Raw genomic sequence first — 26,640 nt, forward strand, 5'->3', positions numbered from 1 at the left:
CTACACAAGGGAGTTGGGATGAGGCGTCTCAACGCATGGCTCGGTGAGCACCTGTGGGCGACGGTTCTGCTCTCACTGGTCGCCGCCGCCGCGCTGATCACGCTGATCAGCCCGGGGCGGCCGTGGTGGCAGGTGCTCCTGCGCGTCGCCGTGATCTCGCTCGGCGGGGTGGCCGTCATCTACGTACGCCGGCACCGGGAGAAGCGGGCGACCGGTGGCTCCGACCGGACGGTCGTGGCGCTGGAGGAGAAGCTGCGGCGCGGCGAGGTGCCCGAGGAGGCGGGTGAGCGGGAGGCCATGGCGCGGCTCGTGGAGCACCGGCTGCACGCCTCCCGGCACTGGCGGTGGGCGGCCGTCGGCATGTTCCTTCTGATCGGACTGGTCGCGGTGGCGGTCGCCGCCACGGCCGACGCGCCGGTGGCCATCGGCTGCACCGTCTTCTCGGTGGCCTTCCTCGCCTGGCTCACCCGGAGCGCCGTACGCCACCGACGACAGCTGCGGCACATGGCCGAGGCGGTCGGACGGAGCGGGCCCGCGGGCCCGTTGCGCGCCGGCGGAACCCTGAACACCCGAGGAGGACCGGCATGAGCCCCCCATCCCCATGTCCTGGTCGGTGAAGCCGTCGGCCCCGCCTCGCAGGCGGCTGGTCCGGGGGCGCCGCGCGGGCCGGGGTCAGCCGCCCGCGGCCGCCCGCAGCGCCGGGAAGGCCTCCGGCAGCGCCTCCCGCCAGTCGCGCAACGGCGGCAGGTCCGCCTCGCGCCAGCGGGCGTGACCCAGCACGCTGTACGCCGGGCGTGGTGCCGGGCGGGGGTACGAGGCGCTCGTGGTGGGGCGGACGCGCGCCGGGTCCGCGCCCAGGAGGCGGAAGGTCTCCCGGGCGAGGTCGTACCACGTGCCGTCCCCGCCGTTCGTGGCGTGGTAGATGCCCGGGGGCGCACCCACGAGCCGGACCAGCCGGCCGGCCACGTCGGCGCTCCAGGTCGGCTGGCCGCGCTCGTCGGCGACCACGTCGACCGCGTCGCGGGACGCTTCCAGCCGCATTATCGTCCGCACGAAGTTGCCGCCGCCCGCCCCGTACAGCCACGCCGTCCGCACCACGTACCCGCGCTCGGGCAGGGCCTCCAGGACCGCGCGCTCGCCCACGAGTTTGGTGCGGCCGTACGCGGTGCGCGGGCCGGGCACCGCGCACTCGGCGTACGGCACGCGCGCGTGGCCGTCGAAAACGTAGTCGGTGGAGACGTGCACCAGGGCGCAGCGCACCTCGGCGCACGCCTCCGCGAGGTACCGCACGGCCGTCCCGTTGACCGCCAGGGCGTCCGCCTCGCGGGTCTCGGCGTCGTCCACCGCCGTCCAGGCGGCGCAGTTGACGACCACGGAGGGGCGCAGCGCCCGCAGCGCGGCCAGGACCGCCCCCCGGTCCGTCACGTCCAGGTCCCGCCGCGTCAGGCCGACCGTGTCGTCCCCCGCACACCGCAGCACGTCGCGCCCCAGCATTCCGCCCGCGCCCGTCACGACCCAGGTCACAGCGCCGCCCGGTCCAGCAGGGGCTGCCACCAGGAGCGGTTGTCCCGGTACCAGGCGACCGTCTCCGCCAGCCCGGTCGCGAAGTCCTTGCCCGGCCGGTAGCCCAGCTCGTCGCGGATCTTCGTCCAGTCCACCGAGTAGCGCCGGTCGTGGCCCTTGCGGTCCTCGACGTGGTCCACCCGCGACCAGTCGGCGCCACAGGCGTCGAGCAGCGCACCGGTGAGCTCGCGGTTGGACAGCTCCGTACCGCCGCCGATGTGGTACACCTCGCCCGCCCTGCCCCGGGTGCGTACGAGTTCGACGGCCCGTACGTGGTCGTCGACGTGCAGCCAGTCCCGGACGTGCGTGCCGTCCCCGTACAGCGGCACCCGGCCGCCGTCCAGCAGCCGGGTGATGAACAGGGGGACGACCTTCTCGGGGAACTGGTGGTGGCCGTAGTTGTTGGAGCAGCGTGTCACCCGCACGTCCAGGCCGTGGGTGCGGTGGTAGGACAGGGCGATCAGGTCGGCGGACGCCTTGGTCGCGGCGTAGGGGGAGTTGGGCCGCAGCGGCTGGTCCTCGGTCCACGAGCCCGTGTCGATCGACCCGTACACCTCGTCCGTGGAGATCTGGACGACGGTGGAGAGACGGTTCCGCACGGCCGCGTCCAGCAGCGTCTGCGTGCCCAGCACATTGGTGCGTACGAAGGCGTCGGCGCCGGCGATCGAGCGGTCGACGTGCGACTCGGCGGCGAAGTGGACGACCTGGTCGTGCTCGGAGAGCAGTTTGTCGACCAGTTCCGGGTCGCAGACGTCGCCGTGGACGAACGCGAAGCCGGGGTGGTCGCGCACCGGGTCCAGGTTCGCGGGGTTGCCCGCGTAGGTGAGCTTGTCGAGGACGGTGACCTCCGTGCCGCCGGGGCCCGAGGGCCCCAGCAGCGTACGGACGTAAGTCGAGCCGATGAAGCCGGCTCCGCCGGTCACCAGGACACGGAGGGCGGTGTTCATGCCGAGATCTGCACCTTGCTGTGATCGCCGAGCACCAGGCGGTGGGCGGCCGGGATGGGCGGGGCGGGGGTGATTTGGACGTTACGTCCGATCAGGGACGCCTCGACGCGCCCCACGCCGTGCAGGGACGAGCCGCTGAGCACGATGGAGTACTCGATCTCGCTGTCCGTGACGCGGCAGTTCTCCGCGATGGAGGTGGACGGGCCGATGTAGGAGTTCTCCACGACCGTGCCCGCCCCGATGATGACCGGGCCGACGATCCGCGAGCCGCGCACGGTCGCGCCGCCGCCGATGCGGACGCGGCCGATGATCTCGGTGGCGGCGTCGACGGTCCCCTCGTTGCACGGGGTGAGGAGCTCCAGGACGGACCGGTTCACCTCCAGCATGTCCGCCACGTTGCCGGTGTCCTTCCAGTAGCCGGAGACCACGGTCGAGGTGACGGTGCGGTGCTCGTCGATGAGCCACTGGATGGCGTCGGTGATCTCCAGCTCGCCGCGCGCGGACGGCTCGATGGAGCGCACCGCCTCGTGCACGGCAGGCGTGAACAGGTACACCCCGACGAGCGCCAGGTCGCTGCGGGGGTCTTGGGGCTTCTCCTCCAGCCGGGCGACCCGCCCGTCGACGTCGAGCTCGGCGACCCCGAAGGCACGCGGGTCGGGCACCTTGGTCAGCAGGATGCGCGCGGCGGGGCGGGCGGCGCGGAATTCCTCGACCAGGTCGGTGATCCCGCCGACGATGAAATTGTCCCCGAGGTACATCACGAAGTCGTCGTCGCCGAGAAACTCCCGGGCGATCAGCACGGCGTGGGCGAGGCCGAGCGGGGCGTGCTGGGGGATGTACGTGACGACGAGGCCGAAGCGGGATCCGTCGCCGACGGCCGCCCGGATCTCCTCGGCCGTGTCGGGGGCGACGATGATGCCGACCTCGCGGATTCCGGCGGCGGCGATCGATTCGAGCCCGTAGAAGAGCACCGGCTTGTTGGCCACGGGGACCAGCTGTTTGGCGGAGGTGTGCGTGATGGGGCGCAGCCGGGTGCCGGCGCCTCCGGAGAGTACGAGTGCTTTCACTTCACTGGCCTGCCTGTCTGCCTCGGCTGACGGGGACAAGGTGCAGGTTGTGAACGAGAGTTGAGCGCCACGAATTACGTGGTTTCGTGGGCCATACGTGTGATTCGGTAAATCCGTTCCGGCGCTATAACGCCCACGCGGTGAACTTCGTTGTGGCTTAAGTGTGTTAATCGGTGCTTCACTAGGTGTGGTCGGTATTGCTACGTTCCACAACCATGAACGTCCGAATGTCGTCTCTGTCCTGGGACGTACGGAAAGCCCGGATCGTCGTCATCGCCGTCGCGGCGGTCGCGTTCGTATCGAAAATGGCGCTCGCGGCGAACACGCGCGGGCCTGCCGATGTGCGGTTCTTCTGGGGTTTCGCACGGGCCATCGCCCGGACGGACCCGGTACGCATCTACGCCGAGCAGATGCCGTGGTTGCCGGTCTACAACCATCCGCCGCTGGCGAGCTGGATGCTGCTGGGGCTGGAGTGGCTCGCGCAGCAGGGGGTGCCGTGGCGGCCCCTGATCCGCTTCCCGGCGTGTCTCGCCGACTTCATCACCGTGCTGCTGGTCTTCGCGATCGTGCGGCGGCGGGCGGCCCGGCTGCGTACGGCGGTGTTCTGCGCCGTGGGCGCGGCGCTGTGCCCGGTGCTCGTCGCCACCTCCGGCTACCACGGCAACACCGATTCGGTCGCGGTGATGTTCGCCTTCGCCGCCGCGTACCTGCTCGTCGACCGGGGCAGGCCGGTGGCGGCCGGGCTCGCGGCGGTGCTGTGCGTCAGCGTCAAGCTCATCCCGGTCGTCGCCGTACCGCTGCTCTTCGCCGCCGCCTGGCGCAGCGGGGGCCGCCCCCTCCTGCTGCGGTTCACGGCCGGGTTCGTGGCGCTGTTCCTCACCGTGTGGGGGCCCGTGGTCGCGACCGTGCCGGGCGGGCTGAAGGCGAACGTCCTGGAGTACGCGGGCGGCAACTTCAGCTTCTGGGGCATCGTCCGCTTCGCCCGCTGGGCGGACGTGCCGGAACCGTACGTCCAGCTGCTGCGCGGTGACGGCCACTTCCTGATCGTCGCCGCGATCATGGCGGTGGGAGTGGGACTGGCGTGGCGGCGCCCGGCCGACGCGCCGCTCGCCGTCGCCACCACCCTCGGGCTGCTGCTGTTGCTGAGCACGGCGTCGGGCGTGCAGTACCTGGCGTGGCCGGCGGCCGGGCTGTTCGTCGTGGGCCTGTGGCAGGGCGTGGCGTACGGGATCGTCGTCGGCGCCGTAGCCGCCTCGGTCTACTCCGGACAGCGTCCGGTCCACTGGACGGACACGGAGATGGCCTTCGGCGCCCTGGGCTGGGCGGTACTCGCCCTGTGCGTCGCCTCCGCCCTCCACGGGGCCCTGGCCACGCGCCGCCGCCCCGACCCGGCGCCGCCGCTCCCCCCGGCACGGCGAGCCCCGGCCTCCGCCGCGCCCGCACCGGCCGGCACCGCCCCCGCCGCCCCGGCCGAGGACGCCGTCCCCGGGGCCACCGCACCGGGCGGGAGGGGCACCGCGGGGGCGGCGCCCGGTGACGCCGCCGTTCCCGCTTCCCCCGCCGACTGACCCGCCCGAACACCCGCGAGAGTGGAGAAGCCCGTGACGGAAGGCCAGAGCAGCAGCCGAAGCAGCAGCCCCAGGATCGGGATCCTGGTGGTGGCGTACAACGCGGAAGCGACGCTGGAGAAGACCCTCGACCGGATCCCCGCCGACTTCCGGCCGAGGATCGCCGAGATCCTGATCCTCGACGACGCCAGCCATGACGCGACGTTCACCGCCGGCTGCCGCTGGTCCCAGCTCGACGGGATGCCGCCGACCGTCGTCATGCGGCACACCAAGAACCTCGGTTACGGCGGCAACCAGAAGGCCGGGTACGCGCTCGCCGCCGAGCGGGGACTGGACATCGTCGTCCTGCTCCACGGCGACGGGCAGTATGCGCCCGAGCTGCTGCCGCAGATGGTGGAGCCCCTGGAACGCGGCGAGTGCGAAGCCGTGTTCGGGTCGCGGATGATGCGGCCCCGGGACGCCCTCCGCGGCGGCATGCCGCTCTACAAGTGGCTCGGCAACCGCGTCCTGACCCGGCTGGAGAACGCGCTGCTCGGATCGGAGCTGACCGAGTTCCACTCCGGCTACCGGGCCTACAAGGTCGACGCCCTGCGCCGCCTGCCCATCGAGCGCAACACCGACGCCTTCGACTTCGACACCCAGATCATCGTGCAGATGGCCGACGCCGGGATGCGCATCCGCGAGATCCCCATCCCCACCTACTACGGCGACGAGATCTGCTACGTCAACGGCATGCGGTACGCCAAGGACGTCGTCAAGGACGTCCTCGAGTACCGGCTGGCCAAGAAGGGGTTCGGTACGTGCGGCTGGATCCCCAAGCCCGTCGAGTACGCCTTCAAGGAGGGCGACGGTTCCTCCCACGCCGTCATCCTCGACCGGATGCGCGGCCTTGCGCCCGGCCGCGTCCTCGACGTCGGCTGCTCCGGCGGAGCGTTCTCCGAACGCCTGGAGGCCCTCGGCCACACGGTCACCGGTATCGACTGCGTCGAAGTCGAGGGCGTGCAGGAGAAGTGCTCGGGAGGGTTCTTCCTCGCCGACCTGGAGGAGGGGCTGCCCGAGGGCATCGGCGACGGGTACGACTACGTCGTCGCCGGCGACGTCATCGAGCACCTCTCCCGCCCCGAACGCCTCCTCGCCGAGCTGCGCGGGGTGCTGCGCCCCGACGGGCACGTGTGGCTGTCCGTACCGAACTTCGGCCACTGGTACTCACGGCTGCGTGTCGCGCTCGGCATCTTCGACTACGACCGGCGCGGCATCCTCGACGAGACGCACCTGCGGTTCTTCAGCCGCGCCAGCCTCCGCCGCACCGTGCGCGCCGCCGGGTACGACGTGCTGTCCATCACCGCCACCGGCGCGCCCTTCTGGTCCGTGCTCGGCGGCGGACCGGTGTCCAGGGCGCTCGGCGGGGTGTCGAAACTGCTGACCCGCGTCCGGCCCACCCTCTTCGGCTACCAGTACGTCGCACTGCTCACCCCGCATGCGGCGCGGACGATCATCGCTGGGGAGCACATCGATGTCCAGGACATCCTCAACCGTCAGTTCGTCCCGGTGGACTCCTCCACCCACCGCGTCGGCGTGTGAGAGGCGGACGTTGACCCTGCCCAGCCTGATGCTGCTGCTGTTCGCGGTGTTCTCCTCGGCGGCCGGCCAGATCATGCTCAAGCACGGCATGAAGGCCGCCGCCGGCGCCGCCGAGAAGGCCGGCGGCTCCCTGGCCGTACGCGCCGCGACCACCCCCTGGGTGGTGCTGGGCCTCACCGTCTTCGCGATCTCCGCCGTCGCCTGGATGTCCACCCTCGCCAGGGTTCCGCTGTCCATCGCGTACCCCTTCAACGCCCTCGGCTATCTGCTGATCGTGCTGGCCGGCTCCACGCTGCTGCACGAGCGGACCTCGGTGTGGACCTGGGCCGGCTCGCTGCTGGTGGTGATCGGACTGGTGACGGTCTTCCTCGGCCAACGGAACTGATCCACCTCGGAAGCTTCAGAAGGACCGAACGCCCATGCCCGCACTCAGCGTCATCGTGTCCGGCCACGCGCCCCACGGCCGGCTCCGCACCTGCCTCGACAGCGTCACCGCCCAGACCCCGCCCGACCTCGACATCGTCGTCACCGTCTCCGACACCGACGGCCCCGCACGGGCGCTCACCGCGCTCCACGAGCTGCGCGACCCGCGCGTCACCGTCGTGCCCGTCGCCCCCGGCGCCCCGGCCGCCACCGCCCGGGCCGCCGCCGCCCGCGCCGCGACCGGGACGTACCTGCAGTTCCTGCACCCCGCCGCCGACCGGCTGCCCGACGGCGCGGCCGCCGCCCTCACCGCCCGCCTCGACGCGCTGCGCGAAGCACCGGACGTCCTGCTCCTCGACCACCACCACGCCCCCTGGTGGGACGACGCCGTACCCAGCGGCACCACCGACCTCCTCATGGAGACCGGCACTCAGGGGCACACCACCCTCGCCGACCACCCCGCCCTCCTCGACATCGCGCCCCTCCTCGGCACCCGCCTCATCAACGCCCGGCTCCTGGCCGAACACCCCGAGCTGATCGGCACCGAAGGACACGACGAGCTCTACCTCTCGTACGCCGTCCTCCTCCTCGCCCGGCGGATCACCACCTGCACCGCCGTCGGCCTCGTCCGCCACAAGGACCGGCCCACCCAGCGGCGGGCCGCCGGCCCCGAGCCGCACTTCGCCGCCTTCGGCCAGTACGAACGCCTCCACCAGCTCGCCCACGCCGCCGCCGCGCCCACCGCCCTGCGCATCCGGCTCTACGACCGGATGGTCGGCGACTACCTGACCACCCTCGCCCGGCGCGACGAACTGCCGCCCGCCCTGCTCACCGAGTACTTCCGCTGCGCCGCCCGCCACACCGCCCGCTTCCGCCCCGAGGGCCACCACCGGCCCGGCGGCCTCGACGGCGTACGCCACGCCCTCCTCGGCCACGGCGCCCACCTCGCCTACCGGCTGCTGCGCATCGCCAACGACAAGCGGCGCGCCGCCCAGGCCGTCGCCGCCACCCGCGCCGAGCGGGTCACGGCCGCCCGCACCCGCCACCGCTACCGCCGCCGGCTGCGCCGGAGCCTCGACCAGGACCTCGCCGTCTTCTCCGCGTACTGGGGGCGCGGCGTCCACTGCAACCCGGCCGCCATCGCCGCCGAGCTCGCCGAACTGGCCCCCGACATCCACCAGGTGTGGATCGTCGACCCCGACCGTGTCCCGCTGCTGCCGGCCGGCACCGACCACGTCGTCCCCGGCACGCCCCGCTACTGGGACGTCCTCGCCCGCGCCAAGTACCTCGTCAACAACGTCAACTTCCCCAACGGGATCGTCAAACGCCCCGGCGCCGTTCACCTCCAGACCCACCACGGCACCCCCCTCAAGCGCATGGGCGTCGACCAGCGCGACCACCCGGCCGCCGCCCAGGGCCTCAACCTCGAAGCCCTGCTGGAACGCGTCGACCGCTGGGACTTCAGCCTGTCCGCCAACAGCCACTCCACCGAGACCTGGCAGCGCGCCTATCCGGCCGGCTACCGGTCCCTCGACTACGGCTATCCCCGCAACGACATCCACTACCGCGCCACCGCCGCCGACGTCCGCACCGCCCGCGCCAAGCTCGGCATCGAACCCGGCCGCCGCGCCCTGCTGTACGCCCCCACGCACCGCGACTACCAGGCCCGCACCCGCTGGACGCCCCGCCTCGACCTGCCCCGGCTCGCCGACGACCTCGGCGACGACACCGTCCTGCTCGTACGCGGCCACTACTTCCACGACCGGCTGCCCGGACCGCGCCACGACCGCGTCCTCGACGTCACCGGCTACGACCCCGTCGAGGAACTCGCCCTGGCCGCCGACGCGCTCATCACCGACTACTCGTCGATCATGTTCGACTACGCCAACCTCGACCGCCCCATCGTCCTGCACACCGACGACTGGGAGACCTACACCGCCACCCGCGGCGTCTACTTCGACATCACCGCCGAACCCCCCGGCCACGTCACGCGCAGCCAGGACGAACTCACCGAGATCCTCCGCGACGGCACGTGGTGCGACGAGGCGGCGGCGAAACAGCGCCACGACTTCCGGCTGCGGTTCTGCGAGTACGACGACGGGCGCGCCGCCGAGCGGGTCGTACGCCGGGTCTTCCTCGGCGAGGGCGAGGAGAGCCTGCCGCCGATCCTGCCCCTGGAGCGGCGCACCCCCGCCCCCACACCCGAGGAGGCCACCCGCCGATGACCGCTCTCCCCGACGTGACCGTCACCGTCATCGTCCACAACGACGCCGAACGGCTGCCGCGCGCCGTCGCCTCCGTACGCGCCCAGACCCACCGCGACATCGAGATCGTCATCAGCGACGACCACTCCACCGACGCCACCCCGCAGGTCGCGGCCCAACTGGCCGACCAGGACGACCGCATCCGGGTGCTCCGACTGGAGCGCAACAGCGGCGGCTGCGGCGCGCCCCGGAACCGGGCCCTGGAAACCGCCCGCGCCCCGTTCCTCATGTTCCTCGACAGCGACGACGAACTCCCGCCGCGCTCCTGCGAACTGCTGCTCGCCGCCCACGCGGAAGCGGACGTCGACTTCACGATGGGGGCGGTCGAGCGGGTGCGCGCCGACACGGGGGACGTCTCGCCCTGGATGGCGCACCTGTTCTCCCGGCGGCGCACCGTCCGGGGCATCGAGGACGAGCCACGGCTGCTGTTCGAGCCGCTGTCGACCAACAAGATGTACCGCAGGGAGTTCCTGGACCGCCACGCCCTGCGCTTCCCCGAGGGCCTCCACTACGAGGACCAGCTGTTCTCCGCACAGGCCTACACCCTCGCCCGCGCCTTCACCGTCATCACCGAACCCGTCTACCGCTGGTACATCGCGCCCTATGCGGCCGCGGACACCGCGACCATCTCCAACCGGCGGCACCTGATCTCCAACGTCCGCGACCGGGTCGCCGTCGCGCGCCTCATCGACGACTTCCTGGCCGAGCAGGGGGTGTCGGAGGCGGTACGGGAGGAGAAGGACCACAAGTTCCTCTCCCACGACCTGCGGCTGTACGCCGGTGACCTGCCCCACCGGGAGCCGGCGTGGGTGGAGGAGTTCGCGGCGGAGGTCCTGCCGTACCTGGACGGGCTGTCCGCGGCCGCGTTCCGGCGGATGCGGCGGGACGAGCGGGTCGTCGTGGGGCTGCTGCGCGAGGGGCGGTACGAGGAGGCCGCCCTGGCCGCGCGGGGCATGGCCCACGGTGTGGGGCCGCGCGAGACGGCGGGCGACGGGCGGGGGCGTACGTACTGGGGGAGCGCGCCGCCCCGGACGGAGGCGGGGCGGGCCGACCTCGACCTGACGGAACTGGACCTGGCCGGATGCCCGTTCCGCTCCGCCCGGTTCCGGCACGAGATCACCCGGGTGGGGCGCGGCGAGGACGGCGCCGTGGAGCTGCGCCTGCGCACCTACGACCCGGGGCGGCGCCTTCCGCTCGCCCCGTTCCCGGCTCGCCTGCACGTCTCGCCCGCCGGGCGGCGGCTGACCGTGCCGCTGCGGATGGACCCGGCGGGGCGGGGCGTCTTCGAGGGCGCCGTACGGCTCGACGTGGCCGCCGCGTCGCTGCCCGTGCACGGCTTCCGGGGCGTGCGGCACCCCGTGCTGGAGGTCACCGACGGGCGCACGGGCAACACCGGGATCCTGCTCGCACCCCTGGACTTCGCGCCGTTCGAGGTGGCCGGCGCGGGCCGGCACCGCGTCACGGTCGAGCCGGAGGGGCGGGACGCGGGGCGGCTGCAGTTGCGCTGGCGGCCGGGCGGAGTGGTGGGCCGACTGCTCGGTCCCGTGGTGCAGAAGGGGCCGGTGCGGCGGGCCGCCAAGGCGTTGATCGGCACCCGCTAGCGCGGCGCGGGAAGACCGTACCGCGCCCGCACCCGCTAGCGCGGCGCCGGGAACAGCATCGCCCCCGCCCCGCCCATCGACGGGGCCGGGCGGCGGTCCTCCAGCGGGATCACCGGCGGCAGGGCCGCCGGGTCCTCGCCCAGGAACAGGTGCCGCACCACCCGCTCGGCCGCGTACCCGTCGTCGTACGGGCAGAAGCGCGCCCGGAACGCGGCCCGCAGCTGGGCGGAGCGCGAACCACGCCAGTGGCCGGAGGCGAAGATGTCGATCAGCTCGTCCTCGGTGCGGGCGACCGCGCCCGGCGGGAAGTCCCGCAGGTCGAAGTAGGTGCCGCGGGCCGCGTCGTACGCCACCCAGTCCTCGGTGTGCACCACGATCGGCCGGTCGAGGCCCGCGTAGTCGAACATCAGCGAGGAGTAGTCCGTCAGCAGCGCGTCCGAGGCCAGGCACAGCTCCTCGACGGAAGCGTGCCCGGACACGTCGATGATCCGGGGGTTGTCCGCCGTGGCGAAGGGCGAGCCGTGCGTGGGGTGGGGGCGGGCGAGGATCACGTACCGGGGGCCGAGCGCCAGCAGCAGCCGCTCCAGGTCGAGCAGGGGCGGCTGCGGGCGGACGTAGTCACGGTGCGTGGGGGCGTACAGGATCGCCGTGTGCCCCTCGGGGACGCGCAGCGACTCGCGCAGCAGCGCGACGTCGGAGGCGGTGGCCCGCTGGAAGACGTCATTGCGCGGCGAGCCGAACTCCAGCAGGCGGTAGGCGGCCGGGTAGACCCGCTCCCACACCAGGCTGGAGTGACGGTTGGCGGACACCAGGGCGTCCCACTTGTCGATGCTGCGCAGGAGCTGCGCGAAGTCCGTGCCCTGGGCGGCCGCCGGCCGGTACTGGAGGTCCAGGCCCATGTGCTTGAGCGGCGTGCCGTGCTGGGTCTGGATCAGCAGCTGGCCGCGCCGCTTGACCAGCCGCCGGTCGAAGTTGACGTTGTTGACCAGGTACTTGGAGCGGGCCAGCGCGGTCCAGTACGCGGCCGACCCCGGGCGCAGCCTGCGTGTCCCGGTCGGCACGGTGTGGAAGTGCTCGGGCGTACAGATCCAGGCGGTGCGCACGTGCGGGGCCAGTTCACGCACCCGTTCCTCGATGGCGGCCGGGCTGCACGCGTAGCCCCGGTTCCAGTAGGCGGCGAACACGGCGCGGTCCTCACGCACCGGCAGGCACAGCTGGACGCGGTAGTGGAGCTGGAGCAGGGCGCCGCGCACGGCTCGCGCGGCCGTCGACGCGTACCGTCCGGCCCGCTTGTTGAGCCCCCGGGCGGTCATGATCGCCCGGTAGGTGCGGTGGCTGCCCAGCCGGACCAGGGCGTGCCGCAGCCGGGTGGTGAACTTGGGCGTGGCGCCCCGGGTGCGGAAGCGGCGGTAGTGGCGGCGGGCGCGGCGGAAGAAGGCGGCGCGGGTGCCGCGCGGGAGGCGGCCGGGGGCGGAGAACACGGACGTGAAGTGGTCGGCCATGCGCCGGAACAGCACGGGCCGCCAGCGCGCCAGCTCGGGGCGCGCGTCGATGAACGCGAAGACCCGCTCGTACTGCTCGAACAGGTCGAAGTGCCGGGGGCTGGTGGTGCGCAGGATGGAGCCGGTACGGCGCTGGCGGTAGTGGACGCAGACCCGGTCGAGGGTGGCGATCGACCCGGCGGCCATCAGCGCCGGGTATGTCCACGGGGTGTCCTCGTAGAAGCCGGGCGGGAAGGTGAACCCCTCGCGCTCCAGGAACTCCCGCTTGTACGCCTTGTTCCACACCACCATCAGGACCTTCAGCAGCCCCGGCCGCTCGGTCAGCGGGAACGGCGCCGGGCCGGCCTCGGTGAGGTGGCTGCGGAACTCGTGGCGCACCGCCTCCCCCGACCAGTAGACGCGGGCGTAGTCGTACACCAGGAGCTCGGGCGAACCGGTCTCCTTGAGGCGGTCGGCGATGGCCTGGAGGGCGCCCGGTACGAAGGTGTCGTCACCGTCAAGGAAGAGGACGTAGTCGCCCCTCGCGCGGGCGAGCCCCGCGTTGCGGGCGGGGCCCAGCCCGGTGTTCTCGGGCAGGTGGACGGCGACGACCCGGCGGTCGAGGGCGGCGAACTCGTCGATCACCGCCCCGCAACCGTCGGGCGAGCAGTCGTCCACGGCGATCAGTTCCAGATCCTCGAAGGACTGGGAGAGCACCGACTCCAGGCACTCGTGCAGATAGGCCTGGACCTTGTACGCGGGGACGATGACGCTGAACCGGGGCATGGCCCGGGAACGTCGGATGAACCGACCGGGTTACGCCCGCCGTGGCATACGGGGGACCCGCTAGGTCACTTGACCGCACCCGCCATCACGCCGGAGACGAACTGCCGCTGGAAGGCGAAGAAGACGACGAGTGGAATCACCATCGAGACGAACGCGCCGGGCGCCAGGATGTCGATGTTGTTGCCGAACTGCCGCACCTGTTGCTGGAGCGCGACCGTGATCGGCGGCGACTCGGAGTCGGCGAAGATCAGCGCGATCAGCATGTCGTTCCACACCCACAGGAACTGGAAGATGCCGAGCGAGGCGATGGCCGGGCCGCCGAGCGGCATGACCACCCGCGTGAACAGCCGGATCTCGCCCGCCCCGTCGAGCCGGGCGGCCTCCAGCAGTTCGCGCGGGATCTCCGCGAAGAAGTTGCGCAGCAGGAAGATCGCGAACGGCAGGCCGAACGCGACGTGGAACAGCACGACACCGAGCGTCGTCTCGAAGATCCCGACCGCCCCGAACAGCTTCGAGACGGGGACGAGGGCCACCTGCACGGGCACCACCAGCAGTCCGACCACGACCAGGAACCACCAGTCCCGGCCGGGGAACTCCATCCACGCGAAGGCGTATCCGGCGAGCGATCCGATCACCACCACGAGCACGGTCGCGGGCACGGTGATCAGAACCGTGGACAGCAGCGAGCCGGTGATGGTCTCGTTGTCGAGGATGGTCGCGTAGTTGGCGGTGGTGACCTGGGCGGGCGCCGTGAACACCGTCCACCAGCCGCTCGCGTTGATGTCCGCGGGATCGCGCAGCGAGGACAGCAGCAGCCCCACCGTGGGCATCAGCCAGAACAGCGCGACGAGGACGAGGAAGACCCGCATGACCCCGCCGCCCGTCCGGGCGGCGACGCGCGAGGCGAACGACGGCTTGGCCTTGGCACTGACCGTCCCGCTCATCGCCGGGCCTCCTTCCGTATGCGGCGGATGTTGAAGAACATCACCGGGATCACCAGCAGGAGGAGGAGTACGGAGATGGCGCTGCCCACGCCGAGGTGCGCGTCCGTGCCGAAGGAGGAGCGGTAGAGCTGGAGCGCGAGTACGTTCGCGTCGTCCTGCACCGAGCCCGGCGCGATGATGTACACCAGGTCGAAGATCTTCAGGACGTTGATCATCAGGGTGACCAGGACGACCGCGAGGACCGGCGCCAGCAGCGGGACCGTCACCCGGCGGAAGACCTGCCACTCGCTCGCGCCGTCCACCCGGGCGGCCTCCAGCAGCTCGCGCGGCAGGGCCGCCAGGCCTGCGGCGATCAGCACCATCGCGAAGCCCGCCCACATCCAGACGTAACTGCCGATGATGGCCGGGGTGACCAGGGACGGGCCGAGCCAGTCCACACCGTTGTACTGCTCCCGGAAGTTGCTCTCCGGCAGCCGCAGGAGGGCTCCGTCCGCCTCCTGGGGGAGGGCGAAGGTGCCGTCGGCGGCCGCCGTGGCCGTGGCGACGACCCGGCCGTCCTTGACCGCCTCCACCTTCAGGCCCTTCAGGCCCAGCTCCTTGGCGTCGATGGTGTTGGACGTGCCACCGCCGCCCCGGGTGAAGTCCAGCCAGGCGGTCCCCGTGACCTGATCCCCCGCCGGCTCCGGGGCCTTCGCGGGCTTCGCGTCCTGGGGCATGTCCGGCGCCGCGACACCGATCAGGGGCAGCTTGGCGGGCGTGCCCGCCCGCACCGGCTCCTTGGTGAGGAACGCCCCGCCGCCCGCCGCCCGAAGCGGGTGCACCGGCAGCGGCCGCGCCTTGGGGTAGGTCGCCGACTCGGCGAACGTGTCGTGCACGCCCACCCAGACGGCGTTGGCCACACCACGGTCCGGGTCCTGCTCGTACACCAGCCGGAAGATGATCCCGGCGGCCAGCATCGAGATCGCCATCGGCATGAAGACGATCAGCTTGAACGCCGTACCCCACCGCACACGCTCCGTCAGGACCGCGAAGATCAGGCCGAGGGCGGTGGCGACGGTCGGCGCGACCACGACCCAGACGGCGTTGTTCTTGACGGCGGTGAGGATCGTGTCGTCGGTGAAGATCTCGACGTAGTTGTCCAGGCCGGCGAAGCCGCTGCCCGCCTGGTCGAAGAAGGACCGGTAGACCGAGTACCCGATCGGGTAGACCACGAGCGCGCCCAGCAGCACCAGCGCGGGCAGCAGGAAGCCGGCCGCGACGAGTTTGCGGGTGCCGGTGACGCTCTTGCGTGAACCCGGGGGCGGCGACGTGGCCGCCGCGCCCCCCGCTGTCGGCGCCGTCATGGCGTCAGCTCTTGCCCTTGTACGCCTTGGCCGCGTCGGCCTCCAGCCTCGCCTGCGTACCCGCGACGTCCTTCGGGTTCTTCAGGAAGTCCTGGAGCGCCTTCCACTCGCCCTTGCCGGGCGTCCCGCCGAACGACTGCGGCATCTGGTCCGACATGTCGAAGCGGAAGTCGTCCTCCGCCGCGATGAGCGCCTTGCCGATGTCGCGCTGGACGTCGTTCGGGTACACCGCCGGGTCCATCGACTTGTTGGGGGAGATGAACCCGCCCTCGGCCGCCCAGATGCTCGCGGCGTCCGGGGACGCCAGGAACGTCAGCAGCGCCTGGGTGGCGGGCTTGTCGGTCAGCGCGACCGCCACGTCGCCGCCGGTCACCACGGGCGGCTCGGCTCCCACTGCCGGGAACGGGAACGCCTTCGCGTCCGTACCGATCTTCGCCTCCGTCTGGGCGATGTTGATGGAGACGAAGTCGCCCTCGAAGACCATCGCGGCCTTGGGCGCGTCACCGCCGGTGAACGTCTGCGTCACGGAGGCGGGGAACTCCGTCTGGAGTGCCCCCGCCGCGCCGCCCGCGATCAGGTTCGGTTTGCCGAACAGTTCACCGAGGGTGGTGAGGGCCTGCTTCACCGACGGGTCGGTCCACGGGATCTCGTGCTTGGCCAGCTGGTCGTACTTCTCCGGCCCGGCCTGGGAGAGGTAGATGTTCTCGAACCAGTCCGTCAGGGTCCAGCCGTCCGCGCCGCCGACCGAGAAGGGCGTCACACCGGAGGCGGAGATCGTCTCGGCGGTGGTGAGCAGTTCCTTCCACGTCTTCGGCTCGGACACCCCGGCGTTCTCGAAGGCCGCGGTGTTGTACCAGATCAGCGACTTGTTGGCGGCCTTGAAGTACACGCCGTACTGGGTGCCGTTCACCGCCCCGAGGTCCTGCCAGCCCTTGGAGTAGTTCTTGGCGAGCTGGGCCTTGGCCTCGGCACCGGCCGGCTTGGCCCACTTGCGCTCCACGGCCTGCTGGAGCGCGCCGACCTGCTGGAGCATGGCGACGTCCGGCGGGGCGCCGCCCGCGATCTTCGTACCGATGTAGTTCAGCATCGCGTCCTGCGTCGGTACGTAGGCGACCTCCGCCCCGGTGCGCTTCTCGAACTCGTCGAGGACCTTGGTGAACGCCTGCTGTTCCGGGCCCGTCCACACCGCCACGACCTGGACCTTCTGGCCGTCCAGCTTGGGCAGCCGAACGGTCGCCGCGCCGGTGTCCTCGCTCGGCTCGGAGCCGCCCTTGCCGCCGTCGCCGTCGCCACAGCCGGCGAGGGCGAGGGCGCAGACGGCCGCCAGCGCCATGGCGGCCCCGCGCGTCCGGCGTATGCGGCGTGTCGCTGGCGTCGCCGGCGTCGCTGATGCCCCTGGTGTCCTGCGTGTCCGAAGAGTTGTGCGCATCACTGCCCCGTCTCTTCCGTGCGCGTACGCGTCCCGTCCGTCAGGTCTACGCCCGGCGTACGGGGGCCGCAATACCGCCTTCCGTGTCAAGTCGGCGATCGTGATCGGGTCGTGACGTACCGTCAGGCTCGCTCATCCGTGCGGTGCCGGTACGAGCGGAGGCAGCGGTACCGCCTCGACCGAGCGGGCCGCCCGCTCCAGCGCGCTCGCCAGCAGCGCCAGGTCCGTCGGCCCGTTGCCCAGCTCCCGCACCGGGCGGCGGGTCGGCGGATCGCCCATCCGCTCCCACTCCAGCGGCACCACCGTGGGCCGCTGCGTCGCCGTACGGGGGATGCGCCCGGTGACCCGGCCGCCCTGGAACGGCGTCACCCGGCCGTCCGGATGCCCCAGCCGGCCGCGCCCCGGCGCGGGGACGTCCGGCCCGGGGGAGACCGGCGGGGCGTCCAGCACCACCCGCAGCCGGGCCTGGTGGGCCAGCTCCGTGTCGGCCGTGCGGTCCGGGCGGGCGGACGCCGCCACCAGGTGCACGCCCAGGCGGTGACCGTCCCGGGCCACGGCCTCCAGCGCCCGCACGACCGACCCGGCGGCGGGGCGGCCCGGGCTGCCGAGCGCGGGCGCGACCAGTGCGTCGTAGTCGTCGACCAGGACGACCAGGCGCGGCAGCGGAGGCGGCACCTCGTCCTTGGCGGTCCGGGCGGCCGGACGCAGCCGCACCGTGCCGGTGGACGGGGAGCCGAGGCCGGTGGGCGGGCCGGTGGGGTCGGCGAGCGGGCTGGTGGGGTCGGTGGGTCGGCTCGGGCCGGTGGGGTCGGTGAGCGGGCTGGTGGGGTCGGTGGAGCGGTTCTGATCGGTGGCGCGGCTTGGGTGGGTGGCGCGGCTCGGGTCGGTGGGTCGGCTTTGGTCGGGGGTGCGGCTTTGGTCGACGGGCCGGTCCGGGTCGGTGGCGCGGTTCTGGTCCGTGGCCGTGGTGCGGTTCCGGTCCAGGGGGCGGCTCCGGTCCGTGGGGCGCCGCGGGCCGATCATGCGGTTCGCGACCTCCCGCTGGGTGTGCCACTCGGTGAACTCCTGGCGACCCAGCAGCTCGGCGCGGCGCTTCAGCTCCGCCCCGAGCGCCTGGGCGAACTCCCGCATCCGCACCGGGTCGGAGGCCACCAGGTGCTCGGTGGTGTGCGGCAGCTCGGTGCAGGGCGCGAGGCCTTCGCCGCGTCCGCCGCCCGCGCCGTCGACCAGCAGCAGGCCCAGCCGGTCGGGGCGGGACGCGGCCGCCAGGGACGCGGCGACGGAGCGCAGCAGCTCCGTGCGGCCGCTGCCGGCCGGGCCCTCGATCAGCAGGTGGGGGCCCTCCGTGGTGAGGTCCACGGCCAGGGGCCCGCGCGGGCCGGTGCCCAGCACGGCGGTGCCGTCCGGGGCCGATGCCCAGCGGGCCATCAGGGACGCGGGTGTCGCCCGGGCCAGCCCCAGCTCGTCCAGCAGCCGGGAGGACGGCGGCAGCGGTACGGCGGTGGCGCGGGGCGCGGCTCCCACGGTGCCCCGGGCTTCGGCGCCCTCGTCGCGCTCCGCCCGCAACGGTGCGAGCGCCCGCGCGAACCGCTCGGCCCAGGCGGCGGACACCGCGTCGACCGTGCCGACCGTGCCGTGGCCGGCCGGCTGTCCCCCGGCGGTACGCATCAGGCGCAGCGCGGTCGCCACGTCGCCGGACAGCAGAGCGGCGGCTCCGCACTCGCGGAACGCGAGTGACGCGGCGCACGCCGTCTCGTAGGTCTCCACGACCGGGGAGAGCGGTGAGGCGGCCGGGGTCTCGGCCAGGCAGACGAGGTGGATACCGGCGGCCGCGCCCGCCCCGGCGAGCCGCGCGGTCGTCTCGCGCAGCGCGGCGGAACCGGGGTCGCCGTCGACGATCACGACCGTGTACGTCCCGTACGCCGCGGCGTGGCGCTCGGCGGCCTCGGCGACGGCCTTGCGGTCGGCGCTCGCCCAGCCGGGCCCGAGCGGCCCGTCGTCCAGCCGCCGGGTGAGCTCGGCGGTCCGGGCGGCCGCCTGCTCCCGGTCGTACGCGAGGAGGAGGCGGCAGTCCTGGCCGTGGGCCGGGCGCACGTGTGGGAGCCAGCCGAGCCAGCTCCACTCGCGCTTGCGGCTCGCGCTGCTGATCAGCACGATCTCCAGGTCGGTGGGCGCGTGGAGCGCGGCCAGCTGCGCCACGACGGAACGGGTCAGCCCCAGGAGCCGTGCCCGGGGCCCGGCGAGCGCGAGCGACCCGGCCTCACGGAGCCCCACCGTGACGGGCACGGCGGCCAGGTCGGCCCGGTCGGTGGTGCCCAGCCGCACGGCCAGCGCCTCCGGGTGGCCGGGGCCCCGCTCCCACAGGCGCGGTCCCGGGCCGAGCGCGGTGAGCAGCACGGCGGCGGGGTCGGGCCAGGTCTCATGGACGGTTCCACCCGCGAGGGTCTCGGGTACGGGCCCCTCCGGCGCCCCGGCCGGCCCTTCGGCCCGCCCGCCCGCGAGCCGCCGCGCCCAGGCCCCTATGCCCCGCTTCCGCGCGGGCCCCTCGGGGGTGCCCCCGGGGGTGCCCGGCTCGCCCGGGCCGCCGGGCACGGTGGTGCCGCGGGGCGGGGTGACCTGCCGCGCGCTGTCACCGGCCTGGTGCGGCACGCCGCCGAGCAGCCCACCGCCTTCGGCGCCCCGGCCGCCCGCCCGGACGTCACCGCCCGGAGCGGCCGTGGGCGTGCCTCCGGCGCCGTAGGTCCCGGCGCCGCCCGCGGCCGGGCGGGCCACCGGCCACGAGGACCGCGGCCGGGCAGCCGCGCCCGCCGGGCCGTCCTCCGCCCCCGCCCCGGAGGGCGCCGCGCCCGCGCGGGACACCCGGAGGTGGCCCTCGCCGTCGGGCACGGTCGGCAGCGGGGCGCCGTCGGCCCCGGGCGGGCCCGCCGTCAGCCGCAGTGACGACTCGCCCAGCCGGAGCAGCGCGCCCGGGGCCAGGCGGACCGGGCGGGTGCCGACCTCGGCGCCGTCCAGGGTGGTGCCGTTGGTGGAGCCCAGGTCCGAGACCGTGACCCGGCCGCTGTCCGTGACGGTCACCGCGCAGTGCAGGCGGGACACGTCCGGGTCGTCGAGGGGGACGTCGGCGTCGGCGGAGCGGCCGATACGGATCTGGCCGGGGTGCAGCATATGGACCCCTCCCGCGTCCGGCCCGGCCACCACGTGCAGCCGCGCGGGGACGCCGTCCAGCGGCGCGTGGTCCTCGACGGGCACCTGGAGCGAGAGCACCGCGCCGTCCACCAGCGGCGGCTCGCCCAGGACACGGCGCTGTACGTCCAGCCGCTCCCCGCCCGCGTACAGCACGACGGCGCCCGAGGGGTCGGCGCCCGACACGGCGGCCGCCAGCCCGGAGGCGACGGCGGCCAGCGCGGTCCCGGCCGGGGCGGTGACAAGCACGTCACAGGCGCGCCCCGCGGCCTGGCCGCCGGTCGGCGCCGCGAGGACGGTCAGCCGGATCTGCATCGCCGTCAGCGGTCCCTTCTGCGCGGCGCGCCCGGCAGGGGAGGGATTGGCCCGTCTCGATCTCCCCCCACCCGCACGGACGCGTCGTCCGGTCAGGTCGGCACGGACCACGAGGCTCCCGACCCCGCGATGCGCCGTGCTGGGAGGCATCCTCCCACCTGGGACTGACAACGCGTCGCCGACCCAGAAAGAAATGATCTTGATTGATCGCTCCCGCTCGCGAAAACGCCAGCTTGCGCCCACCTTGGGATCATGTGCGCGGGCGCGAGTCATGTCACCCTGGCAACCGTGTCCGGTTCGAACGCGTCTTGCAGGGTCGAACGGGACCGGAAGACAACCCGCCGGTGTGCCACCGTCCGGCACTACAGTGGGGCGGACACCCGGGCGGACCCGAGAGGGGGGCTCGGACAGGCAAGGACCACGATCGCAGGGAGCGCATGACGTGCGGCCGGTAGGCAGCAAGTACCTGCTCGAGGAGCCGCTCGGACGCGGCGCCACGGGCACCGTCTGGCGAGCCCGCCAGCGAGAGACAGCGGGCGCCGAGGCGGCCGTACCGGGCCAGCCCGGCGAGACCGTCGCGATCAAGGTCCTCAAGGAGGAGCTCGCGAACGACGCGGACGTGGTGATGCGGTTCCTCCGGGAACGCTCCGTCCTCCTCCGCCTCACCCACCCGAACATCGTCCGCACCCGGGACCTCGTCGTCGAGGGCGACCTCCTCGCCCTCGTCATGGACCTGGTCGACGGCCCGGACCTGCACCGTTACATCCGGGAGAACGGCCCGCTCAGCCCGGTCGCCGCCGCACTCCTCACCGCGCAGATCGCCGACGCGCTCGCCGCCAGCCACGCCGACGGCGTCGTCCACCGCGACCTGAAGCCCGCGAACGTGCTGCTCGCCGAGCGCGACGGCCAGATGCACCCGATGCTCACCGACTTCGGCATCGCGCGCCTCGCGGACAGCCCCGGCCTCACCCGTACGCACGAATTCGTCGGCACGCCCGCGTACGTGGCGCCGGAGTCCGCCGAGGGCCGCCCGCAGACCTCCGCCGTGGACGTCTACGGCGCGGGCATCCTGCTGTACGAGCTGGTCACCGGCCGCCCGCCGTTCGCCGGCGGCACCGCGCTGGAGGTACTGCACCGCCATCTCAGCGAGGAGCCGCGCCGTCCCTCGACGGTCCCGGGCCCGCTGTGGACCGTCATAGAGCGCTGCCTCAGCAAGGACCCCGAGCGCCGTCCCAGCGCCGAGAACCTCGCTCGCGGCCTTCGCGTCGTCGCCTCGGGCATCGGCGTGCACGCCGCGCCCGCCCAGATCGAGGCGGCCGAGGGCGTGGGCGCCCTGCTCGCCCCCGACCCGGCGCCGGCGCCCGTCCCGGAGACCCCGGGCGCGGCGGACCCGACCCAGGTCCTGCCCAGCAACGCGGGCCAGTACGACCCGGCCGCCCCCACCAGCGTGCTGCCCACCAGCGGCGCCGGCGGGCAGGGCGGCCAGGGCGCCGCCGACCCGACCGCGGTCATGCCGCCCGTACCGCCGCGGTCCGACGACCGGCCGCAGCCCGAGGAGCCGCACCCGTGGCAGAGCCAGCTGCGCGCCGCCCGGGACCGCAACGAGCAGACCCAGGTCCAGTACCTCGACCCGAGCCAGGACCCCCTGCGCCGCCGCCCGCAGCGCCAGGCGCCCCAGCAGCCGCCCCAGCACCAGCAGCGTCCGCAGCAGCCGTACCCCCCGCAGCACCAGCGCCCGCAGCAACAGCGGCCGCCGCAGCGCCAGCAGTACGCGCCGCCGCCCCCGCCGCAGCCGTACCCGCCCCAGCACCACCAGCCGCACCCGCCGCAGCACCACCAGCCGCAGCAGCCCCAGCAGCCGGCCCCGCGCCCGCCGCGTGAGCCGCGGCCGCCCCGGCAGCGCAGCGCCAACCCGATGCGCATCCCGGGACTCGGCTGCCTCAAGGGCTGCCTGTTCACGATCGTGCTGTTCATCGTGGCGGGCTGGCTCATCTGGGAGCTGACCCCGCTCCAGAGCTGGATCGCCGAGGGCAAGAGTTACTGGCAGGCCATCAGCGACGGGGTGTCGGCGGTGTCCAAGTGGGTCTCGGAGATCGGCGACAGCACCGGCAGCTCCGGCGGCGCCGGCACCACACCCTCCGGGCAGTAACTCTGCCGATTTGTCGACTTCCGAGGGGTGATTTCCCCTCGGAGGTGAATACCGGCGCCCGAGCCCGCGTAACTTTGTCGGGAACGCCAGCCGCTGAGGGAGCAGTCTTGGCACGGAAGATCGGCAGCCGGTACACGGCCCACCAGATCCTGGGGCGGGGCAGTGCCGGGACGGTGTGGCTCGGCGAGGGCCCGGAGGGCCCCGTCGCCATCAAGCTGTTGCGCGAGGACCTGGCGTCCGACCAGGAACTCGTCGGACGCTTCGTCCAGGAGCGCACCGCCCTGCTCGGGCTGGACCACGCGCGCGTGGTGGCCGTCCGCGACCTGGTCGTCGACGGCAACGACCTCGCCCTCGTCATGGACCTGGTCCGCGGTACCGACCTGCGCACCCGGCTGGACCGCGAACGCCGGCTCGCCCCCGCGGCGGCCGTCTCGATCGTCGCGGACGTCGCCGAGGCCCTGGCCGCCGCGCACGCAGCGGGGATCGTCCACCGCGACGTCAAGCCGGAGAACATCCTCCTCGACATGGAGGGCCCGCTCGGCCCGGGCGGCGCCCACCCCGCCCTCCTCACCGACTTCGGCGTCGCCAAGCTGATCGACACCCCCGGCCGCACCAAGTCCACCCGCGTCATCGGTACGCCGGACTACGTCGCACCCGAGATCGTCGAGGGCCTCCCGCCGCGCGCGGCCGTCGACATCTACGCCCTGGCGACGGTGCTGTACGAGCTGCTGGCGGGCTTCACGCCGTTCGGCGGCGGCCACCCCGGCGCCGTACTGCGCCGCCACGTCACCGAAACCGTCGTCCCGCTCCCTGGCATCCCGGACGAGCTGTGGCAGCTGATCGTCCAGTGCCTCGCGAAGGCCCCCGCGTCCCGGCTGCGCGCCTCCGAGCTCGCCGCCCGCCTGCACGACCTCCTGCCGCTCGTCGCGGGCATGCCGCCGCTCGACGTCGACGAGCCGGACTCCGAGCCCGCCGCGGAGCCGTACGAGGAGGACCCGTACCCGACACTCCCGAACGCCCCGCGCCGGGCCGCCGTACCGCTGGTCCCGGGCTCCTCCACCGACTCCAACCGGGACACCCACACCTCGATGCGCGTCCCGGCCCCCGACGAGCTCTCCGGCGGCCCCCACGGCACCGCCCGTGCCCCCCGCCCGGCCGGCGGCCGCCGCCCCGGCTCGGCCCGCCACAAGTCCGAAGCCGTCCGCAAGCGCCGCCTCACCCTCGGTATCGCCGCCCTCGCCCTGGTGACCGCGGCCGGGGTGGGCGGTTACGTGGCGACCAGCGAGGACGACCCCGGCGCCCCGCCCCAGGACTCCAAGCAGTCGGCCCCCTCACAGCCCTAGGAACCGCCTGGGGGCCCGGGGTGTCGCACGCAGCCGTTACGCTGGTGTCGTGGCAGTCGTCGATGTATCCGAAGAGCTGAAGTCCCTCTCCTCGACCATGGGGTCGATCGAGGCCGTCCTGGACCTCGACAAGTTGAGGGCAGACATCGCCGTGCTCGAGGAGCAGGCCGCGGCCCCGTCCCTGTGGGACGACCCGGAGGCGGCGCAGAAGATCACGAGCAAGCTTTCGCACCTCCAGGCCGAGGTCCGCAAGACCGAGGCGCTGCGCAGTCGCATCGACGACCTGGCCGTCCTCTTCGAGCTCGCCGAGGAGATGGACGACTCGGACACCCTCGCCGAGGCCGAGGCGGAGCTCGTCTCCGTCCGCAAGGCACTCGACGAGATGGAGGTTCGCACCCTCCTCTCCGGTGAGTACGACGAGCGCGAGGCACTGGTCAACATCCGTGCCGAGGCCGGCGGCGTGGACGCCTCCGACTTCGCCGAGCGCCTCCAGCGCATGTACCTCCGCTGGGCCGAGCGGCACGGGTACTCCACGGAGGTCTACGAGACGTCGTACGCGGAGGAGGCCGGCATCAAGTCGACCACCTTCGTCGTGAAGAGCCCGTACGCGTACGGCACGCTCTCGGTCGAGCAGGGCACGCACCGCCTGGTCCGTATCTCCCCGTTCGACAACCAGGGCCGCCGCCAGACGTCCTTCGCGGGCGTCGAGGTGCTGCCGGTCGTCGAGTCGTCCGACCACGTCGAGATCGACGAGTCCGAGCTGCGCATCGACGTCTACCGCGCCTCCGGCCCCGGCGGCCAGGGCGTCAACACCACCGACTCGGCCGTGCGCATCACGCACATCCCGACCGGCATCGTGGTCTCCTGCCAGAACGAGCGCTCGCAGATCCAGAACAAGGCGAGCGCGATGAACGTCCTCCAGGCGAAGCTGCTGGAGCGCCGCCGCCAGGAGGAGCAGGCCAAGATGGACGCCCTCAAGGGCGACGGCGGCAATTCCTGGGGCAACCAGATGCGTTCGTACGTCCTGCACCCGTACCAGATGGTCAAGGACCTCCGTACGGAGTTCGAGGTCGGCAACCCGCAGGCGGTCCTCGACGGCGAGATCGACGGCTTCTTGGAGGCCGGTATCCGCTGGCGCAAGCAGCAGGAGAAGTAGCAGTTGGCGTTCCGGCGCCGGACGGCCCCTCGCACGGGCGGTCCGGCGCCGTTCGCGTACGCCGACGCAATTCGCTGACGCAAGCGGCCGGTTGACCATCTCCTCGCTTTGTCGACAAGGAAACTGGCCTTTGGCGGACCGGTGTTCGCCATTTACGTCACAGTTGCATCGTTGCAGGCCAGGCAAGTGTGATCATTTCGGGCATCGCACGCGCAACCGCCTTGACGCTTGTACGAAAACTGGGAAAGCTGACGCGCGGCATGCGCATGACTGGGGCGCGTGTGACGGGGGGCAACTGAGTAGGACCCCCAGCGTCCGTTGCCCCGAGCGCTGCTCCACTGACGAAACAGCTACTGGGGGTAGCAGGCAGATGACCAAGAAGACGCGGGTCCGCGTGGCGCGGATCGCAGCCGGCGCGGTGATCGCGGCCGGAGCGTCCCTGACCGCGGCGGGCGCCGCCTCGGCGGTCGGCATAGACGTCAACGTCGCCGGCATCGGCGTTCGCGCCGAGGCGAACGAGAACGGCCTGGAGGCCGGCCTCGGGATCAACGACCCCATCGGTGACACCACTGGCGGCACCACCGGGGGTGACACGACCACCGGTGGCACCACGGGTGGCGACACCACTGGCGGCACCACGGGCGGTGACACGACCACCGGCGGCACCACGGGTGGCGACACGACCACCGGCGGCACCATCGGCGGTGACACCACCACCGGCGGCACCATCGGCGGCACGATCGGTGGTTCGATCGGCGGCTCCACCGGCGGTGACCAGGGTGGCTCCACCACGGGCGGCTCCACCGGCGGTTCGACCGGTGGCACCACGGGCGGCACGATCGGTGGTTCGACCGGTGGTGACCAGGGTGGCTCCACCACCGGTGGCACCACGGGCGGTTCGACCGGCGGTTCGACCGGTGGTACCACGGGCGGTTCGACCGGCGGTTCGACCGGTGGCACCACGGGCGGCACGATCGGTGGTTCGACCGGCGGTGACCAGGGTGGCTCCACCACCGGCGGCTCCACCGGTGGCAGCACCGGCGGCGACCAGGGCGGCTCCACCGGCGGTGACACCGGCGGCACCACCGGTGGCAGCACCGGCGGCGACCAGGGCGGCTCCACCGGTGGTGACACCGGCGGCACCACCGGCGGCTCGGGCACGTCCGGCTCCGCGACCGGCGGCGACGACGCCGGCACCTGCACCGTCGACCTCGACGGTGCCGAGTGCGCCGACAACACCGACACCGACTCCGCCGGCTCGAAGCCGGTCGAGCAGGGCAAGGCCAAGGAGGAGCTCGCCGAGACCGGCGCCGCCGAGACCTCGTTCCTGCTCATCGGTGCCGCGACGATGATCGCCGGCGGCATCGGCTTCCGTATGCTGCCGCGCCTCGTGGGCGGTGGCCGTACGGCCGCGTAAGGCGCCGTAGAGCGACGGAAGGGCCCGGGCGGGCCACGATCGGCCGCCCGGGCCCTTCCGCGCGTACGGCGAACGTACGG

The 26,640-nt window shown here is 73.1% G+C and carries 18 protein-coding genes; 10 read left to right on the forward strand and 8 right to left on the reverse strand.

Annotated elements, in window-relative coordinates:
- The first annotated feature begins 18 nt into the window (after positions 1-18).
- Positions 19-588 carry a hypothetical protein gene (locus ABT360_RS10565; protein WP_351813553.1) on the forward strand — a complete coding sequence of 190 codons (570 nt, stop codon included), beginning with the start codon at positions 19-21 and terminating at the stop codon, positions 586-588.
- An 84-nt stretch (positions 589-672) separates the two neighbouring features.
- On the opposite strand, the gene rfbD is transcribed toward ABT360_RS10565, so the two are convergent.
- Genes rfbD through ABT360_RS10580 form a run of 3 tightly spaced genes read right to left on the reverse strand, consistent with a single transcriptional unit; the run spans position 673 to position 3,577 of the window.
- Positions 673-1,524 carry a dTDP-4-dehydrorhamnose reductase gene (rfbD, locus tag ABT360_RS10570; protein ID WP_351813555.1) on the reverse strand — a complete coding sequence of 284 codons (852 nt, stop codon included), beginning with the start codon at positions 1,522-1,524 and terminating at the stop codon, positions 673-675.
- Positions 1,521-2,510 (reverse strand): dTDP-glucose 4,6-dehydratase, encoded by a 990-nt coding sequence (rfbB, locus tag ABT360_RS10575; protein WP_351813557.1) that lies wholly within the window; start codon positions 2,508-2,510, stop codon positions 1,521-1,523. Before rfbB ends, rfbD begins: the two co-directional genes overlap by 4 nt.
- Entirely contained in the window at positions 2,507-3,577 is a 1,071-nt protein-coding gene (locus ABT360_RS10580; RefSeq protein ID WP_351813559.1) for a glucose-1-phosphate thymidylyltransferase, read from the reverse strand. Before ABT360_RS10580 ends, rfbB begins: the two co-directional genes overlap by 4 nt.
- A gap of 227 nt (positions 3,578-3,804) precedes the next feature.
- Between ABT360_RS10580 and ABT360_RS10585 the strand changes: the two genes are divergently transcribed.
- Genes ABT360_RS10585 through ABT360_RS10605 form a run of 5 tightly spaced genes read left to right on the forward strand, consistent with a single transcriptional unit; the run spans position 3,805 to position 11,014 of the window.
- A complete protein-coding gene (locus ABT360_RS10585; protein WP_351813561.1) occupies positions 3,805-5,145 on the forward strand; it encodes a hypothetical protein in 1,341 nt (446 codons plus the stop codon).
- Positions 5,146-5,178: 33 nt separating this feature from the next.
- Complete coding sequence (locus ABT360_RS10590) at positions 5,179-6,726, forward strand: bifunctional glycosyltransferase/class I SAM-dependent methyltransferase (RefSeq protein WP_351813563.1); 1,548 nt, start codon at positions 5,179-5,181, stop codon at positions 6,724-6,726.
- 10 nt (positions 6,727-6,736) lie between these two features.
- On the forward strand, positions 6,737-7,111 hold the full coding sequence (locus tag ABT360_RS10595) for a hypothetical protein (protein ID WP_351813564.1): 375 nt from the start codon (positions 6,737-6,739) through the stop codon (positions 7,109-7,111).
- A gap of 34 nt (positions 7,112-7,145) precedes the next feature.
- On the forward strand, positions 7,146-9,374 hold the full coding sequence (locus ABT360_RS10600; protein WP_351813566.1) for a CDP-glycerol glycerophosphotransferase family protein: 2,229 nt from the start codon (positions 7,146-7,148) through the stop codon (positions 9,372-9,374).
- Positions 9,371-11,014 carry a glycosyltransferase family 2 protein gene (locus ABT360_RS10605; RefSeq protein ID WP_351813568.1) on the forward strand — a complete coding sequence of 548 codons (1,644 nt, stop codon included), beginning with the start codon at positions 9,371-9,373 and terminating at the stop codon, positions 11,012-11,014. The genes ABT360_RS10600 and ABT360_RS10605 overlap by 4 nt, the downstream gene beginning before the upstream one ends.
- Before the next feature lie 35 nt (positions 11,015-11,049).
- Here the strand turns inward: ABT360_RS10605 and ABT360_RS10610 are convergent, their stop codons facing one another.
- The 5 genes from ABT360_RS10610 to ABT360_RS10630 form a co-directional block, all read right to left on the reverse strand.
- Complete coding sequence (locus ABT360_RS10610) at positions 11,050-13,281, reverse strand: bifunctional glycosyltransferase/CDP-glycerol:glycerophosphate glycerophosphotransferase (protein ID WP_351813569.1); 2,232 nt, start codon at positions 13,279-13,281, stop codon at positions 11,050-11,052.
- A 65-nt stretch (positions 13,282-13,346) separates the two neighbouring features.
- Positions 13,347-14,225, reverse strand: a complete 879-nt coding sequence (locus ABT360_RS10615; RefSeq protein ID WP_351813571.1) for a carbohydrate ABC transporter permease — start codon at positions 14,223-14,225, stop codon at positions 13,347-13,349.
- Positions 14,222-15,568 (reverse strand): carbohydrate ABC transporter permease, encoded by a 1,347-nt coding sequence (locus tag ABT360_RS10620; RefSeq protein ID WP_351813573.1) that lies wholly within the window; start codon positions 15,566-15,568, stop codon positions 14,222-14,224. The genes ABT360_RS10615 and ABT360_RS10620 overlap by 4 nt, the downstream gene beginning before the upstream one ends.
- A gap of 4 nt (positions 15,569-15,572) precedes the next feature.
- On the reverse strand, positions 15,573-16,901 hold the full coding sequence (locus tag ABT360_RS10625) for an ABC transporter substrate-binding protein (protein WP_351813575.1): 1,329 nt from the start codon (positions 16,899-16,901) through the stop codon (positions 15,573-15,575).
- Positions 16,902-17,129: 228 nt separating this feature from the next.
- A complete protein-coding gene (locus ABT360_RS10630; protein ID WP_351813577.1) occupies positions 17,130-20,495 on the reverse strand; it encodes an FHA domain-containing protein in 3,366 nt (1,121 codons plus the stop codon).
- 442 nt (positions 20,496-20,937) lie between these two features.
- Between ABT360_RS10630 and ABT360_RS10635 the strand changes: the two genes are divergently transcribed.
- The 4 genes from ABT360_RS10635 to ABT360_RS10650 all read left to right on the forward strand — a co-directional run bounded on the left by ABT360_RS10635 (position 20,938) and on the right by ABT360_RS10650 (position 26,560).
- Positions 20,938-22,644: a serine/threonine-protein kinase gene (locus ABT360_RS10635; protein WP_351813579.1), complete on the forward strand. Its 1,707-nt coding sequence runs from the start codon at positions 20,938-20,940 to the stop codon at positions 22,642-22,644.
- Positions 22,645-22,751: 107 nt separating this feature from the next.
- Entirely contained in the window at positions 22,752-23,987 is a 1,236-nt protein-coding gene (locus ABT360_RS10640; RefSeq protein WP_351813581.1) for a serine/threonine-protein kinase, read from the forward strand.
- Between the two features lie 49 nt (positions 23,988-24,036).
- Entirely contained in the window at positions 24,037-25,143 is a 1,107-nt protein-coding gene (prfB, locus tag ABT360_RS10645; protein WP_351813583.1) for a peptide chain release factor 2, read from the forward strand.
- Positions 25,144-25,513: 370 nt separating this feature from the next.
- Positions 25,514-26,560 carry a hypothetical protein gene (locus ABT360_RS10650; RefSeq protein ID WP_351813585.1) on the forward strand — a complete coding sequence of 349 codons (1,047 nt, stop codon included), beginning with the start codon at positions 25,514-25,516 and terminating at the stop codon, positions 26,558-26,560.
- The last annotated feature ends 80 nt before the right edge of the window (positions 26,561-26,640 follow it).

Origin of the sequence: Streptomyces sp. NPDC000229 (genome assembly GCF_040300825.1) — a bacterium.
In the GTDB taxonomy this organism is placed as follows: Bacteria; Actinomycetota; Actinomycetes; order Streptomycetales; family Streptomycetaceae; genus Streptomyces.